The organism is Mucilaginibacter sp. PAMC 26640 (assembly GCA_001596135.1).
Classification (GTDB): Bacteria; Bacteroidota; Bacteroidia; order Sphingobacteriales; family Sphingobacteriaceae; genus Mucilaginibacter.
Map to the genome: position 1 here is coordinate 2,556,939 of CP014773.1, position 15,422 is coordinate 2,572,360.

The following is a 15,422-nucleotide window of genomic DNA, read 5'->3' on the forward strand; positions in this document are numbered from 1 at the left end:
ATACTTTAGCGTATGTTGCAGGTCTCTAGATCAAAACACTCTTCAACACCGGCCATACTAAATCCGCCACTATTTTATAACCTGCTGCGGATGGATGCACCCGGTCCCAGAGGTTTAAATGCTTTTTACCGGCAACGCCTTCTAATAAGAACGGAACCAGTGCCATGTGATTTGCTTCCGCCAATTTGCGATAGATGGCGCTGAATTCGATGGCGATCTGCCCGCCTAAAAAAGCTGGGATCTCCATGCCCAGTAATACCAACCTGGCGTCAGGATATTTAGCTTTTACTTTGTTAATGATGGCCTGGAGATTTAGTTCTATAGTACCCGGTGCTACCCCGCGGCGAATATCATTGATCCCCAGTTCCAGGAAAAAAACATCCACCTGCCGGGTTAACCAGTGGTCTATGCGGCTGCGGCCGCCGCTTGTGGTATCACCGCTTAAACCGGCATTGATAATCTGGTAGGGCAGGGTTTCTGATCTTATTTTTTCGTTAATAAGTGCCGGGAAAGATTCTGTAGATGAATTGGCAAGCCCATACCCTGCAGTAAGGCTATCTCCCAAGAATAAGATCTGTTGCATTAATTAGGAACAGCGTGATTGCAGAGATGTTTTATGGAAGGCACCTACCTTTTTGCTATCGGATTTTAGCTTAAATTTGCCACATTCCCGGATGTTCGCGGAAGTGTGTAATGTTTTCAATGATCTCCTGAACCTCATCTGATGACAGGTCTTCATTACCATCCGCAGTATAGGTAAATAATTTTCCCGGGCTTTCAAATGTGATATAGCCCATGTAATTTTTACTTGTTTTCTTGTCAAGCAACAATTCTTTTTCTTTTATTTTGATCATGGACGCATCCTCAAATCCCACATCGCGATAAACGTTGTAAGTATAAGTGAGTACAGGGTGGCCGTTCACATGCCCATCCGTGTTGGGGATGATCATCACGGGTAAATCAGACCCGACGGTGAAAAATATAGGTCCCATTGCTTTGATTATTTATTTACCAACATCGGATAATTTAAATAGTTTCACTCCTTTCAGTTATAAATGGTTGTGGAAATTTTTATTTTTATCAATTATGATGCCTTTTAAATTGACTGACAACCTTGTGCTTACTATCGAAGCTAATGAGCAGAAAGTCCGGCTGGTTATCACCAATGGTAACATTGAGCTGGCCTGCCGTAAGGCGACAAAAGCAAGCATTAAGCAATTTCTTAAATCTACAACAGAAAAGCTCTTTAATGGCAGGCTGCAGTTGCACAAGCATAGCAATGTTTTGGCTATCATTTTAAAAGGAGATATGGTAGGCGAAATTGATCCGGCAGCATTTGAGCAGATGCTGAACCTGGATTAATTATTGATTACAAAGAGATTAACCTGCCTGTTGCCGGGGTAGGCTAAGTTTAATTTCCTGCATTTCCAGCTCGTAGGCGCGCATACGTGCATGGAGGATATCTACTTCCGTACGCAGCATTTGAATTTCAGTAATAAGTTTGGCCGATTCGGGTTTGTGGATGTTTTTTTCGCCGGTGCCGAGGATGAGCCATTCTGGTGAGTATTTCAGCTGAAAACAAAGCTTACGGATCAGGTAATAGCTGATGTCCTGCTTTTTATTGATCACCTTGCTGATGAAACCCTGGTCTACACCAATAGCGTTTGCAAGAGCTAGCTGCCCGCCGTGCTCTTTAACAATAACTTTTATCCGTTTTACAACTGCGTCATCAGACATGATGGGTGCAATTATACAGAAATTTATTAATCAGTTCATAGATATCCAATAAGGCTATCGTTAATCACCATTAACTAAAATTCTTTCACGGCCTCGCTTAGGTCAAACACCGGTACTTCCGTGATTTTGGCTGCGATGATACTGGCCGCTGCTGCCGAGCGATAACCCGCTGCACAATGTACAACAATGGGCTTGTTACTGGGGATCTCCCCAATACGTTCACGCAATTCAGGCAGTGGAATAGTTAAAGCATCGCTAAAGATCTTACCAGTATTGATCTCCGCCCAGTTGCGCGCATCTATGATAGTGTAGTTAGCCGGATAATTCTTAAAATCGTCCAGCTGGATATCAGGAGATGCAACCGTAGCACTTTCCGGCGTGAGTAAAGCCGCTTTGATATTGTTTTCGTACCCTATTTTGGCTGTTTTTTTAATCACCACGTCAAGGTCTTCTTCGGTGGCGGCAATGAGGTAAAACAATTCTTCGGCGCCAACTACCGATCCAAGCCAGGTCTCAAATTTTTCGCCATCCTGCAAATTGATGCTGGCTCTTACGTGGCCTTTACGGTATAACGAGCTTGTCCGGGTATCTACTACTAATATGTCGTCTTCCAGGCCGGTATCGTGATGAAGTTTCCTAACGCTCTTAACACTGTCGGCGAAATTAGGCGCGCCGGTTTTGTTTAGCTCCACATCGTAGCCAAAATATTTTGGCGCGAAGGGCTGATCGGCCAGCAGGGTTTTTACGAACTTGAGCTCATCCATCAGTTGTAAAGCGTAATTATCACGCAGTTCCTTGCCGATGGTACTTTGCAGATCGGGGCTCATGTTTTTGCCGCAGAGCGAACCGGGGCCATGCGCGGGGTATACCGTTACATCCTTAGGCAGCAACATCAGTTTGCCGCGCGTACTGTGGTACATAGCTTGCGCCAATTCTTCTTTTTTTGCAGTGATATTCCCTGCGCTTTCACGCAGATCTGGACGCCCTACATCGCCAACAAATAAGGTATCACCTGTAAATACAGCACAATCTTTACCTTTCTCATCTTCTAACAGAATGCAAATCGAATCGGGCGAATGGCCTGGCGTGTTGATGGCTTTTAGTTTAATGTCATCCAGTGTAATTACGTCTCCATCGTCAAATGTTTCATGCGGATAACCGGCACCGGTAAGTTTGCTTACATAGATAATTGCACCGGTGGTTTGATGAATCTCCAGGTGGGAACTTACAAAATCGGCGTGGGGATGAGTTTCTATCACACCCAAAATATCGGCACTGTGGATCTCGGCAAAATCATAGTAAGGCTGCGGGTCGCGGGCCGGATCGATCACGATCATCCGCCCGTTGCGGATAATGGCGTAAGAAGCATGGGCCAGGCCCTTATCGTAAAACTGGTTAACTATCATAGCGAATTCTGGCCGCAAAGATAATATTTCGTCGGATTGGTTTAGAAAGGCAAGTGTTTGGGCAGGGTAAAGATTAGAAGATGCACATTGAAAATAATTCTATTTTATTTAAAATACAATGAACGGTTGACGCCAATCGTTCCGGCAATCAATACAGCAAATACTGTTTAAGCCCCCTTTACTTATTAAACCACTTAATCACTACCGATATTCTCGATAACTTAAGCATAGCTGCCACAAAACGGTTTAAAGGAATTGATTTCATATCTGTGCTGGATATATCTTATAAACTAATGGCATTTCATATTATTGCGGTCGCAATTAATATATACTGATTCTTAATTAGAAAATTTTCGGAAAACTCAATCGGTATTAAGCCTTAACAATTTGGCGCAAATAGTTATTTTTGCTGGCTATGATCATTGCTAAAACATATTCCCCAAAAGAAGCCGAAGAAAAGTGGTACGGTTACTGGTTGAAACACAATTTTTTCCGTTCCGTTCCTGATGAGCGTGAACCTTACACCATTGTGATCCCCCCGCCAAACGTTACCGGAGTGCTGCATATGGGGCATATGCTCAACAATACCATACAGGATGTACTTATCCGCCGTGCCCGTATGAAAGGCAAAAATGCCTGCTGGGTACCGGGAACAGATCATGCCAGCATTGCTACCGAAGCTAAAGTAGTTGCTATGCTGAAAGAACGTGGCATCGATAAAAAAGACCTTACCCGCGAAGAATTTCTGAGCTATGCCTGGGAATGGAAAGAAAAATACGGGGGTATTATACTGGAACAGTTGAAAAAACTTGGTGCTTCCTGCGATTGGGAACGTACTAAGTTTACGATGGATGCCGATATGAGCGAATCGGTAAACGATATTTTTATCCGCCTGTACAAAAAGGGCCTGATATATCGTGGCGTACGCATGGTAAACTGGGATCCGCAGGGCAAAACTGCCGTATCTGACGAGGAGGTTATCCGTAAGGAGGTAAACCAGAAACTCTATTATATTAAGTATCAAGTATCAGGTATCAAGTATCAAGATGGGGTAAATGAAGCTGCCGGTGAATCTAACGACTTGATACGTGATACTAAATACGTAACAGTAGCGACCACCCGCCCGGAAACCATTATGGCAGATGCCGCTATATGCGTTAACCCGAACGATGAGCGGTACCTGCACCTGCATGGTAAAAAAGTATTTATACCACTTATCAACAGGGAGATTCCGGTAATTCTGGATGAATATGTAACAATGGATTTTGGTACAGGCTGTTTAAAAGTAACACCGGCGCATGATTTGAACGATTATGAACTGGGCCAGAAACATAACTTACAGATCATCGATATATTAAGTGATGATGGTACACTGAACGAAAAAGCGGAAATCCTGGTAGGGGTTGATCGTTTTTCTGCACGTAAAGAAATTGCCGTATTGCTGGAAGAAGCCGGGGCGTTGGCTAAAACGGAAGATTACACATCCCAGATAGGTTTTTCTGAACGTACCAATGCCGTTATTGAGCCAAAGCTATCCATGCAGTGGTTTTTGAAAATGCAGGAAATGGCTAAACCGGCGTTGGATTATGTTTTAAACGGAGAAGTTAAACTGATTCCGGAGAAATTCATTAACACGTACCGCCACTGGATGGAGAACGTGCGCGATTGGAACATCAGTCGCCAGTTATGGTGGGGGCAGCAGATTCCAGCTTATTACCTGCCCAATGGCCAGCATGTAGTTGGTAAAACTAAGGAAGAAGCGCTTGAAGAGGCGAAAAAGATAAATGAAGAACTTACGCTGGAAGATTTGCGCCAGGATGAAGACGTGGTAGATACCTGGTTCTCTTCCTGGTTATGGCCTGTATCAGTGTTTGACGGTGTACGGAACCCGGATAATGCCGAGATTAACTATTACTATCCTACAAATGATTTGGTTACCGCTCCGGAGATCTTATTCTTTTGGGTAGCCAGGATGATCATGGCCGGGCATGAGCTCCGTGGCCAAAAGCCATTTACCAACGTATATTTAACGGGTATTGTAAGAGACAAACAGGGCCGTAAAATGTCTAAATCTCTCGGTAATTCTCCCGATCCCCTTGATCTGATTGAAAAGTATGGCGCAGATGGTGTACGTGTGGGGATGCTGTTATGTTCACCTGCCGGGAACGATTTGATGTTTGATGAAAGTTACTGTGAACAGGGCCGCAACTTTGCCAACAAAATTTGGAATGCCTTTAAACTGATACAGGGCTGGGCGGTTGATGAAAGCCTGCCAAATACCAATCAGATAGCGATTGAATGGTTTGAGAGCCGTTTTAACCAGGCGTTGGTACAAATTGAAGACGACTTTAAACAATATCGTTTATCTGAAGCGCTGATGGCTACCTATAAATTGGTATGGGACGATTACTGTGCCTGGTACCTGGAAATGGTAAAACCTGTTTATAAACCAGGGGCAGAAAAACAAACGATAGATGCTGCCACCTATGCAGCAACAGTCGGTTTTTTTCAAAATATCTTGAAAGTGCTTCACCCGTTTATGCCTTTCCTAACCGAGGAGTTATGGCATGATGAGCTTTTCGGACTGCGTGATGATTTGGATTGCTGTATTGTTGCGCAATTGCCCTCAAGTGGGCAAATAAATTCTCAGTTAATTGCTGAAATAGAAGTCATTCAGCAGATCATTCAGCAGGTGCGCAATGTTCGAAATACAAAACAGCTATCGCCGAAGGATGCTTTGCCACTTGCTATAAAAGTAAATTCAGTAATTGGATATAATAGATATCAACCTATAATTAAACATCTGGGGAATATTGATGAGTTTACGATTGTTGATGAAGCGCTGAATAACGCGGTGAATTTTATTGCCGGTACCGACGAGTTTTACGTTGCATTAAATATAGAAATTGATCTTGAAGCAGAATGCGAGCGGCTTAAAAAAGAACAGGATTATCTTTTAGGTTTCCTGAGGGCTGTTGACGGAAAATTGAATAACGAACGCTTTATGGCCAACGCCAAACCCGAAATAATAGAAAACGAATTGAAGAAAAAGGCCGATGCGGAATCAAAGCTTAAAACCGTAGCGGATAACTTGCACGGACTGGCCTGCTAATTGTAAAAGGTAAGGGCTGCTAACCTTATACAGGGTTTTATATAAGTATATTAAGGCGCCGAAACTTTTTACAATCCAGTAATCCAATCCTGTTAAACAAACGTGGAGTTTTTCAATTTTTCAATCTATAAAATACTCTCAAGAGACCAGTCGATCCTGGATCAGGCCCGAATACGTTTGCTTTACTATGGTTTTGCTTTAGTTTTTATAGCGCTGGGTGCGCTATTTATAAGCGTGTACCTGCAGGGCCTTCCGCTGCTTTCGGCTACATCAGCTGTATTGATGTTTTGCGTAGCAGCTCTGTTTAAGTATTTAACCTTTAAACCGCATTGGCGAAATATATCGCATATCCTGTTAATTATCGGCAGCATAGTAAATCTTTCTATGGTGTTTATAGTTATGCAGGATGTGGATATCATTGTAATACAGGTTATTATCCTGGTAATTGTATTCAGCTTTTATATGCTCGGCCTTAATTGGGGAATGTTTTACTCGCTCCTTAATCTGTTGCCGGTATTGGTTTTCCTGGTTATGGTTTATGATCATAACTATTACATTAATTTCAAGCCCGAAAAAGTAGATCAGGCGACAATCATTATTGGTGTATTTGCCAATTTTATGCTGATCATTTTTATCCATAGTCACTTTTATACGGCGTTCCTCAAAAACATAAAACAGCTTAAAGATACCAGCGAAGAGCAGGCAGCGCTCAATATTAAATTTGAAAAAGCGATAGCAAAGGCCGAAAAATCATCGCAGGTACAGTCGGAGTTTTTGTCTACGATGTCACATGAGATCCGCACACCGTTGAACGCCGTTATCGGGATGACGAACCTGCTGATGATGAACACCCCCCGAACGGATCAGAGTGAGAACCTGAATATTTTAAAGTTTTCTGCTAATAACCTGCTAGCTATTGTGAATGATGTACTTGATTTTAACAAGATCGAGTCAGGTAAGATCGTTTTCGAAAAAATAAAATTTAACCTGGCAGATCTGCTGCACAATATATGCGGTGGGCAGATGATCAAGGCCGAAGAGAAAGGGTTACTATTTAATCTGGATATAGATAGCGCGCTGAGACGTAAAGTTATCTTTGGCGACCCCACCCGTTTAACCCAGATCATTTTTAACCTTACCAGTAACGCCATCAAGTTTACTTCTGCAGGCGGTGTTGGAGTAAGGGTAACTTGTATTGAGGACAGGCACAATAACATTACGGTAAGCTTTTCTGTAAAGGATACGGGCATAGGAATTAAGAAGGAAAACTTAGAACGTATTTTTGAGCCATTTACACAGGAGTCTATCACCACAACACGGCAGTATGGCGGAACCGGGCTAGGGTTGGCTATCATAAAAAGATTGCTGGAACTGCAAGGATTACAAATGGAAGTAGTAAGTGTGGTGGGCGAAGGCTCTGAGTTCTCGTTTAACATGGAGTTTCCCGTAGCCACCGAGGCCGCAGCTCTGCCTGTTCAAAAACAGCAATTGCCGCAATCTGCCCCGCAAACACCCATTTTTGGCTCCGCAAATCTTCGCGTATTAATTGCGGAAGACAACCAGGTAAATGTAATGCTGATGAAGAAGCTATTTTCCAAATGGCAAATAGTGCCCACCATTGCCGAAAATGGCGAGCGGGCGGTTGAAATTATGCAATACGGGAACTTTGATATCATTTTAATGGACTTGCAAATGCCGGTAATGAACGGTTTTGATGCTGCTATAGAAATCCGTAAGATGCCGGATCCTGCAAAATCCCGGGTGCCGATCATAGCACTTACTGCTTCTGCATTGTTTGATATTAAAAACCAGGTAACTGATGCCGGTATGAATGATTATGTAGCAAAGCCATTTAAACCGGATGAGCTGATGGAGAAAATTCAAATCCTGGTTTCAGCTAAGATCATATGATTATAAATCCTTGTAGGAAGGAAGTTCTTCTAGAAAGTGATAATTTTCAACGCCGAAATTGATGCTGCAATAGTAATGCTGCAGGCCGTTGGTTACCACCAATAGCTTTACCTTATGTACCATATTGTACCTGGCTGCCTGGTCAAACGTGGCTTGGGTTATGGCAACAGCAGGGGCTTTACATTCTACCAATAAGATTTTTTCGCCCGCTGAATTAAACACGACGATATCAGTTCGTTTGGCCATACCATGCAGTTTCAGCCCGCCTTCCAGTTTAATCAGCGATCTTGGATAGTGCTTTTGTTTGATGAGGTACTGTACAAAATGCTGGCGCACCCATTCCTCGGGTGTTAAGATAATTTTCCGTTTGCGTAATACGTCAAATATGCTCAACTGCCCGTTCTCATCAGTTAATTTAAAAGGGTAGGGCGGGAGGTTTAACGGCAGCAGCAGATCCATGTTAATCCAAAAGTAGAAATCAAAATTTAAAAGGCAGTTAATACACACGTTTATCTTTCCACAAACAACGTGTTTTTACTTTTGAAGTCTTAATTTTGACTTAGATAATGACTGCTCCTGAAATCATCAAAGACCTTAAGGCTCGTAAATTTAAGCCGCTGTACTTGCTGCATGGCGAAGAGCCTTATTTTATCGATCTGGTGAGCAATTACATAGAGCACCAGGTGCTGTCTGATGCGGAAAAGGGTTTTAACCAAACCGTGTTATATGGTAAGGATACCGATATCATGACGGCAATAAACGCTGCCAAACGCTACCCCATGATGAGCGATTACCAGGTGGTAATGGTAAAAGAGGCACAGGATATGAAGTGGGGCCGTGATGATGATGATAAAAAAGGCATTAATCCGCTTTTGGCTTATCTCGAAAACCCATTGCCCAGCACCATCCTGGTATTTTGCTATAAGTATGGCAAGTTTGATAAGCGCAAAAAGACTTACAAAGCCATTGATAAAAAAGGACTGATTTTCGAGTCGTCGGCTTTGTATGACAGCAAGATTCCCGGCTGGATAGAAGGGTATATTACCGCCAAAAATTATCGCATCAACGGGCAGGCATCCGCCATGCTTTCAGAATACTTAGGTAATGATCTTTCCAAAATAGCCAATGAACTGGATAAGCTGATGTTAAACGTTAGCCCGGGAGAGGAGATAACCCTACAGCAGATCCACGATAATATTGGTATCAGCAAAGAGTATAATGTTTTTGAACTGCAATCGGCCATCGTCAAAAAGGATGCTTTTAAGGTAAACCAAATTGTTAATTATTTTGAAGCCAACCCCAAGGCCAATCCCATTGTGCTGGTATTGGGTAACCTAAACAACTTCTTTACAAAGGTACTGGCTTATCATTATGTTAAAGATAAATCTCCTCAAAATCTAGCACGTGAATTGGGGGTGAGCCCATATTTCTTAAAAGACTATGAGCAGGCGGCAAGAGGTTATAATCTTGGTAAAACATTCCAGGTGATCAGCTGCCTTCGCGAATACGATTTGAAAAGCAAAGGGGTGGAATCAAACACCGGCCACGGAGGGCTCCTGCGCGAATTGATGTTCAAGATACTGCACTAAGCTTTTCTTTAATCTTATTGATCGCATTCGTAACAACTATTTGTTAGGCTTATCCGTAAGACGGTAGTTTATAACAATATGTGAAATTATGGACGGAGCTTACACGATCGGGATTGCTTTACTGATTATCGCATTTGCGCTGATATTTGGTGTGATATTTTTTAGCATACTAAAATTTATAAAGAAAAAGTATTACCCCTCCTGGAAATTTCCAGACTATATAAGCGTAGGTTACGCGGAATATCTGTATCACAAGTTCATCAAGCGCGATCTTAAATAGTCATTGCCCAGAATCATTTCTTACTTTACTGCCTTTTTATCATTTTTGCCGCCTACTAAAATCACTACGAATGCAGCATTGGCTTGTAAAATCCGAACCCGTAAAATACAGCTGGGAACAATTTAATAAAGAGGGCCGTACCTTTTGGGATGGCGTGCGCAATTACCAGGCGCGCAATAACCTCAAGCTAATGGGGGTAGGTGATTTGGTAATGTGGTACCACAGTAATGAAGGGAAAGAAATTGTAGGGATTGCACGCGTTGTAAAAGCTTTTTACCAGGACCCTACTACTGAAGACCCAAACTGGGTGGTAGTGGATCTTGAACCGGTGGAAGGTCTTAAAAAGCCTGTTACCCTTGAGCAAATAAAAGCCGACGAGCGCCTAAAAGATATCGGCCTGGTTAGGCAGGGGCGCCTATCTGTAATGGCTTTAAAACGCGAAGAATTCGATAGGATCCTCGAGTTGGCTGCATTGTAATATCAGCCCAGTAATTTTTGATATATGGAAAGGTTTTTGTCATCAAAGCAGATGAAAATAACTTCTTCTATGGATTGATTTTCCGCCAGGAATTCCCCTACCGTTTTTACAGCTATTTCTGCAGCAAGCTGTTTAGGAAAGCGGTACACGCCTGTGCTAATATTTGGGAAAGCAATCGATTTGACATTGTTTTTAACTGCTAGTGCCAGGCTGTTTTTGTAACAACTGGCGAGCAGTTCTTCTTCTTTACTTTTTCCGGCATTCCAAATGGGGCCAACCGTATGGATAACATATTTCGCGGGGAGCTTGCCGCCGGTGGTGATCACCGCATTGCCAGTTCTACATCCGCCCTGCCTGTCCACTATTTTGATACACTCCTCTAAAATTTGCCTGCCGCCTGCGCGGTGAATGGCTCCATCAACGCCTCCGCCGCCCAAAAGGCTGCTGTTTGCGGCGTTTACAATGGCATCTGTGTTTAATTTGGTGATGTCGCCCTGTTGTAGCTTTATGCGCTTGTCCATAAATTAATAACCGGACCGGTTGTAGCCTGTTTTACAAAAAGCGCAAATTACTGCTGCTCCGAATCAAAAAATATCGCTTTCAGTTCCGTGGCGTCAGCGGGCTTCATCCGTCCGCCTAAAACCAGCCGTAACTGCCTGCGGCGCAGTGCACCTTCATAGAGTTCGGTTTCAAGATCCGTTTCGGGAAATATCGGGGGCACCGGGATGGTTTTACCGTCCGGGTCTAACGCTACAAATGTATAGTAGGCCTCATTGCTTTTATGCCTGGTGCCTGAGGGTATATTCTCGGCAAAAACATCCATCCGCACTTCTACAGAAGTAGTAAACGCCCGGGTTACTTTAGCTTCTATGGTAATTACATCTCCCAGTTTAATAGGGTGGTGAAAAGAAACATTATCTACAGATGCGGTTACCACTACCCGGTTGCAGTGCTTTTGTGCCGATATAGCAGCTGCAATATCCATCCAATGCAGTAAGCGCCCGCCCATTAAATTATTGAATGTGTTGGTATCGTTGGGCAAAACCAACTCGTTCATAATAGTGAATGATTCTTTAGGCGCTTTTCCGTTCATATTTGCAAAGATAGTTTTTAGGGGCAAAGTTTCGGAGATTTGGCAGTTTTATCTATCTCAGGTTATTGTACTTAGATCACGGATAATAACATATTGGAAGTGCAGCATCCAGTAATTTTTGGATTTTAGTTATCCAGCTGATTTTAAATTACCGCTATATATAATTACCCATTGTCCTAACAGGAGGTAGTGATACCAGGCCAAAGCGCTGTGATCATCTGCTCCTCCTCACTTGCCTTTGGTTTAGAAGCAAACATCAAGAATCTATGGCCTAACGGTAGTTAGCATGCTGTATCCTACCAGCTCTTCCCAGCGGGCACCGGCCGGGCGATAGTAAACCAGCAATTGGTATTCATTCTCGGTCTCAAAATAATTGCCTTCCAACGCGGTGTCGTCAGCTTTTTTCGTATTCTTATCTACCCAGACATACATATAATCATATACGCCTTGTTTCAGGAACAGATTAGTGAAAAACCGGCCGCGGTCATCATATTGCAGACGGCTGTTCTCATCAATTTTATAATCATTAAACTGGCCGATAATGTAGGGTGCGCCGTCTGCCCCGGTTTTATTGGTACCGAGGTTGAAATACATGTGCGCGTAATCGGCATCAATGCGGCTGTCACGGCCATCCTGATTAATTACATAATACTTACCATCATTGTCGTAAAGGAGCGTGTAGTTGGGCAGGTTTCGGCTTGGATCGCCTAATAATACAATCGTATTTGCAGTGTCGCGATAGATTTTTGATATACGCTCAGAATTTAATTTTAACGAGCGCGTATCAAAGTGCCTGAACTCATTTAGGCCTGCGAAATCGTTGATATTAACATCATTATAAACCAGCTGCGTACCGCGGATGTAAGTAGGCACATTGTTCATAACACCTGTCTCGGGCCGTGCATTTTGCATGACCAGCACTCGCATATCCCGGTTAGGATTCTGGACGTTTAAACTACCATAGTTCACCGTAAAATTTACCTTTTGATTGGTGCGCCTTGCCGAAACAATATTAGATGAGGCAATGGTGCCGCCTATGGACACCTTGTTACCCACCACGTACAGCCGCCGGGTAAGGATCATTTTTTTAACATCGCCGTCCTCATAAACCTTTAGTACGTAGTTGCCGGCTATTTTTGGCGCAATGTTTTGGTTGGGAAGCTTGATCTCATAGTGGGTGTATTTTTGAAAAGTGGCGGTAGAATACGTGTAAGTAAAGATCCTGTCGTCCGTAAAGCTTTGGAGATACTCTGCAGGCGACAGGTTAGAGGAGTTCCAGCTGGCATCGCAATGCTCGATAGTGTACGACAAATTACGACTGCCGCCCTTCAGATCATCAAAACCCAATGTAACCTGTTCATCGCTGTTCAATGCAATTGCCGGGAAAGCTGAGGCCCGGCTGTCCACTTTATAAAATTCTACACTTTTTATGGATGGGCTGTAAATGTTATTTCCATACGGTGTTTGGGCGAAAGCGCTTTTTGAGATAAAACCAATAAAGCAAGCCATTATGATCAACCAAATTCTCCGTCCGCCATTGCGGGGAACTAAACGATCACCCAGTAGGTGAACTGGGATGGCATGCAGCAGTAGCAACAAATCGGGATGTTTTTTCATCAGCGAACTTTAGTGTAATGTGGCAGAAGTTTTAACAGCTCACAAGATAGCAAAGTGAATGGCTTAACGCAAACGATACCGCTAGCAGACTATTTTTGCTTAAGCAGCATAGGGTAATCAATACAAAGTGGTGCAAAAAAAAATCATCCAGCGCTTTCGCAATGGATGACTATTTAAAATATCTCATCAAGGATGATGTGTGCGGGTTATGCTTCCAGTTCCATGATCTGCTCGGCAAGCGCTTCCCAAAGTTGCTGGTTTTTGCCAAGTTCCATTTTTTTAAGCTGATAATTGTTATTGATCTGCTTCATTTTTTCGGCCTGATTAAATATCTTATTGTCGGCTAATTGGGCTTCCATCGCTTTTATTTCTTTTTCAATAGCGGCGATTTGTTCTTCCAGTTTACTCAAATCCTGGTTTAGCTTTTTTAATTGCTGGTGCTTGTTATCGCCCGGCTGGTTTTGCTTTACAGGTGCTACTTCTTTCTTCTCTTCCTTTTTAGGCTGAGGTGCAGGCGCAGCAGCTTTTGGCTCCAGTTTGCGTTTTGCGTTCCATTCGTCGTATTCGGCATAAGTGCCCGGGTATTGCTTGATCTTTTGATCCTCGATGAACCAGATCTTGTTGGCAACATTATCCAGGAAATACCTATCGTGGGATACTACGATCACAGTGCCTTCATATTGGTCCAAAGCCTGGATCAGAATATTTACCGAAGCCATGTCCAGGTGATTCGTAGGCTCATCCAGTACCAGAAAGTTGGCATCAGCGGTCAGCGCTTTAGCAAGTGCCACGCGGGATTTTTCACCACCCGATAATACTTTGATCTTTTTAAATACATCGTCTCCGGTAAAGAGGAACGATCCTAGTATCGAGCGAAGTTCCGTATCAGTCTGTTTGGGAGCAAATGCCTGCAACTCCTGTAATATCTGGTGTTCCAGGTGAAGAGATTCCAGCTGGTGCTGGGCAAAAAATGTTTGGGTAACGTTATGGCCGGTTTGGGCGGTGCCTTCGTATTCCGTATCTGCACCTGCTACAATACGCAATAAAGTTGATTTACCCTTACCGTTGGCACCTATCAAAGCAATTTTATCACCTTTTTCAATTATCGCTTCCGCATCATCCAAAATATCAATGGTTGGATATTTTTTGGTGATATGCTCCATGGTAACCACGTGCCTGCCGGATTGCCTGCTGAATTTAAAGCTGAAGTTAACTTCCGGGTTATCATCATCCACATCATCAACACGCTCCATTTTATCCAGCATCTTAATGCGTGATTGTGCCATTTTCGCTTTGGAAGCCTTTGCACGGAAACGCTCTATCAAACGCTCTTCCTGCTTTATTTTTGATTGTTGGTTTTTAAACTCTCCGCGTTGGATTTCGGAGCGCAAAGCTTTTTCCTCTAAATAAAAAGTGTAATTACCTGCGTATACGTTCAGCTTGCCTTTACGGGATTCTACCGTACGGTTAATTACTTTATCCAGGAACCACCTATCGTGCGATACGATGATAATTGCGCCGTTAAATGCCTTTAAATAATCTTCCAGCCATTGTATGGAGGGTAAGTCAAGGTGGTTGGTAGGCTCATCCAACAACAAAATATCTGGTGCCTGCAGCAGGATCTTGGCCAGCATAACGCGCATGCGCCATCCACCGGAAAAGGTGCTCAGTTTGCGCTCACATTCAGCCTCGCTAAAACCTAAGCCCGCTAAAATTTCGTGTGCTTTATATTCAATATTATAACCGTCAAGCAATTCAAACTCGTGCTGTTTGTCGCTAAGTTTGTGCAGCAGATCCTCTGAGTAATCTGTTTCCAGTTTCTTCAACAGCACTTCTATCTCATCATGCAGCTGGTTTTGGCGTTCAAAGGCCTCCATAGCAACATGCACAATATTTTTATCGGATGAGTAAGAGAGCAGATCCTGATTAAGGTAACCCATGGTAAGGTCCTTCGCCATGGATATGGTACCTGATGTAGGCTTATAATCCCCTACGATGATCTTGAGCAGCGTAGTTTTACCGGTACCATTGGCACCGATAAGGCCAATTTTTTCTCCCGGTTTTATATGCCAATTGGCTTCATCATACAGCGCCCGCGCACCAATCTCAAACGTAAGGTTATTTATAGCGATCATTTGCCGCAAAGATACGCTTTTGCGTTTAAAGCTTAAAGCCCAAAGCACAAAGCTTTTTGGACGG

General features: G+C 43.2%; 15 protein-coding genes. 6 read left to right on the top strand and 9 right to left on the bottom strand.

What is annotated here, in order from left to right:
- Window positions 1–25: 25 nt before the first annotated feature.
- The gene (locus A0256_11130) at window positions 26–583 is read right to left on the bottom strand and encodes an arylesterase (GenBank protein AMR31936.1); all 558 of its coding nucleotides are present in this window, start codon (window positions 581–583) and stop codon (window positions 26–28) included.
- A 70-nt stretch (window positions 584–653) separates the two neighbouring features.
- Window positions 654–950, bottom strand: a complete 297-nt coding sequence (locus tag A0256_11135; protein ID AMR31937.1) for a hypothetical protein — start codon at window positions 948–950, stop codon at window positions 654–656.
- Here A0256_11135 and A0256_11140 point away from each other — a divergent pair.
- Window positions 943–1,362, top strand: coding sequence for a hypothetical protein (locus A0256_11140; protein AMR31938.1), 420 nt, complete (start codon window positions 943–945; stop codon window positions 1,360–1,362). The genes A0256_11135 and A0256_11140 overlap by 8 nt on opposite strands.
- A gap of 18 nt (window positions 1,363–1,380) precedes the next feature.
- On the opposite strand, the gene A0256_11145 is transcribed toward A0256_11140, so the two are convergent.
- Together A0256_11145 and A0256_11150 are read right to left on the bottom strand one after the other, a co-directional pair.
- A complete protein-coding gene (locus A0256_11145; protein ID AMR31939.1) occupies window positions 1,381–1,737 on the bottom strand; it encodes a hypothetical protein in 357 nt (118 codons plus the stop codon).
- 74 nt (window positions 1,738–1,811) lie between these two features.
- Window positions 1,812–3,143, bottom strand: coding sequence for a sulfurtransferase (locus tag A0256_11150; GenBank protein AMR31940.1), 1,332 nt, complete (start codon window positions 3,141–3,143; stop codon window positions 1,812–1,814).
- Window positions 3,144–3,558: 415 nt separating this feature from the next.
- Between A0256_11150 and A0256_11155 the strand changes: the two genes are divergently transcribed.
- Together A0256_11155 and A0256_11160 are read left to right on the top strand one after the other, a co-directional pair.
- Entirely contained in the window at window positions 3,559–6,255 is a 2,697-nt protein-coding gene (locus A0256_11155) for a valine--tRNA ligase (GenBank protein ID AMR31941.1), read from the top strand.
- A gap of 102 nt (window positions 6,256–6,357) precedes the next feature.
- Complete coding sequence (locus A0256_11160; protein ID AMR31942.1) at window positions 6,358–8,166, top strand: hypothetical protein; 1,809 nt, start codon at window positions 6,358–6,360, stop codon at window positions 8,164–8,166.
- Here the strand turns inward: A0256_11160 and A0256_11165 are convergent, their stop codons facing one another.
- Complete coding sequence (locus A0256_11165; protein AMR31943.1) at window positions 8,167–8,625, bottom strand: restriction endonuclease subunit R; 459 nt, start codon at window positions 8,623–8,625, stop codon at window positions 8,167–8,169.
- Between the two features lie 107 nt (window positions 8,626–8,732).
- Here A0256_11165 and A0256_11170 point away from each other — a divergent pair, with 107 nt between their 5' ends.
- The 3 genes from A0256_11170 to A0256_11180 all read left to right on the top strand — a co-directional run bounded on the left by A0256_11170 (window position 8,733) and on the right by A0256_11180 (window position 10,513).
- Entirely contained in the window at window positions 8,733–9,755 is a 1,023-nt protein-coding gene (locus tag A0256_11170; GenBank protein AMR31944.1) for a DNA polymerase III subunit delta, read from the top strand.
- Between the two features lie 88 nt (window positions 9,756–9,843).
- Window positions 9,844–10,035, top strand: coding sequence for a hypothetical protein (locus A0256_11175; GenBank protein ID AMR31945.1), 192 nt, complete (start codon window positions 9,844–9,846; stop codon window positions 10,033–10,035).
- A gap of 70 nt (window positions 10,036–10,105) precedes the next feature.
- Window positions 10,106–10,513 (top strand): ubiquinol-cytochrome C reductase, encoded by a 408-nt coding sequence (locus tag A0256_11180; GenBank protein ID AMR31946.1) that lies wholly within the window; start codon window positions 10,106–10,108, stop codon window positions 10,511–10,513.
- Window positions 10,514–10,515: 2 nt separating this feature from the next.
- Here A0256_11180 and A0256_11185 read toward each other — a convergent pair whose 3' ends face one another.
- From A0256_11185 to A0256_11200, 4 genes are all read right to left on the bottom strand, one after another.
- Window positions 10,516–11,034: an RNase III inhibitor gene (locus tag A0256_11185; protein AMR31947.1), complete on the bottom strand. Its 519-nt coding sequence runs from the start codon at window positions 11,032–11,034 to the stop codon at window positions 10,516–10,518.
- A 47-nt stretch (window positions 11,035–11,081) separates the two neighbouring features.
- Window positions 11,082–11,606: an acyl-CoA thioesterase gene (locus A0256_11190; protein ID AMR31948.1), complete on the bottom strand. Its 525-nt coding sequence runs from the start codon at window positions 11,604–11,606 to the stop codon at window positions 11,082–11,084.
- A 264-nt stretch (window positions 11,607–11,870) separates the two neighbouring features.
- Entirely contained in the window at window positions 11,871–13,115 is a 1,245-nt protein-coding gene (locus tag A0256_11195) for a hypothetical protein (GenBank protein ID AMR34514.1), read from the bottom strand.
- A 314-nt stretch (window positions 13,116–13,429) separates the two neighbouring features.
- A complete protein-coding gene (locus A0256_11200) occupies window positions 13,430–15,358 on the bottom strand; it encodes an ABC transporter ATP-binding protein (GenBank protein ID AMR34515.1) in 1,929 nt (642 codons plus the stop codon).
- Between the last annotated feature and the right edge of the window lie 64 nt (window positions 15,359–15,422).

Coding starts and splice junctions, on each gene's coding strand:
- A0256_11175 (AMR31945.1), top strand. CDS start 9,844: ATGGACGGAGCTTACACGATCGGGATTGCTTTACTGATTATCGCATTT.
- A0256_11165 (AMR31943.1), bottom strand. CDS start 8,625: ATGGATCTGCTGCTGCCGTTAAACCTCCCGCCCTACCCTTTTAAATTA.
- A0256_11145 (AMR31939.1), bottom strand. CDS start 1,737: ATGTCTGATGACGCAGTTGTAAAACGGATAAAAGTTATTGTTAAAGAG.
- A0256_11170 (AMR31944.1), top strand. CDS start 8,733: ATGACTGCTCCTGAAATCATCAAAGACCTTAAGGCTCGTAAATTTAAG.
- A0256_11135 (AMR31937.1), bottom strand. CDS start 950: ATGATCATCCCCAACACGGATGGGCATGTGAACGGCCACCCTGTACTC.
- A0256_11130 (AMR31936.1), bottom strand. CDS start 583: ATGCAACAGATCTTATTCTTGGGAGATAGCCTTACTGCAGGGTATGGG.
- A0256_11190 (AMR31948.1), bottom strand. CDS start 11,606: ATGAACGGAAAAGCGCCTAAAGAATCATTCACTATTATGAACGAGTTG.
- A0256_11195 (AMR34514.1), bottom strand. CDS start 13,115: ATGGCTTGCTTTATTGGTTTTATCTCAAAAAGCGCTTTCGCCCAAACA.
- A0256_11200 (AMR34515.1), bottom strand. CDS start 15,358: ATGATCGCTATAAATAACCTTACGTTTGAGATTGGTGCGCGGGCGCTG.
- A0256_11155 (AMR31941.1), top strand. CDS start 3,559: ATGATCATTGCTAAAACATATTCCCCAAAAGAAGCCGAAGAAAAGTGG.
- A0256_11185 (AMR31947.1), bottom strand. CDS start 11,034: ATGGACAAGCGCATAAAGCTACAACAGGGCGACATCACCAAATTAAAC.
- A0256_11150 (AMR31940.1), bottom strand. CDS start 3,143: ATGATAGTTAACCAGTTTTACGATAAGGGCCTGGCCCATGCTTCTTAC.
- A0256_11140 (AMR31938.1), top strand. CDS start 943: ATGATCATCACGGGTAAATCAGACCCGACGGTGAAAAATATAGGTCCC.
- A0256_11180 (AMR31946.1), top strand. CDS start 10,106: ATGCAGCATTGGCTTGTAAAATCCGAACCCGTAAAATACAGCTGGGAA.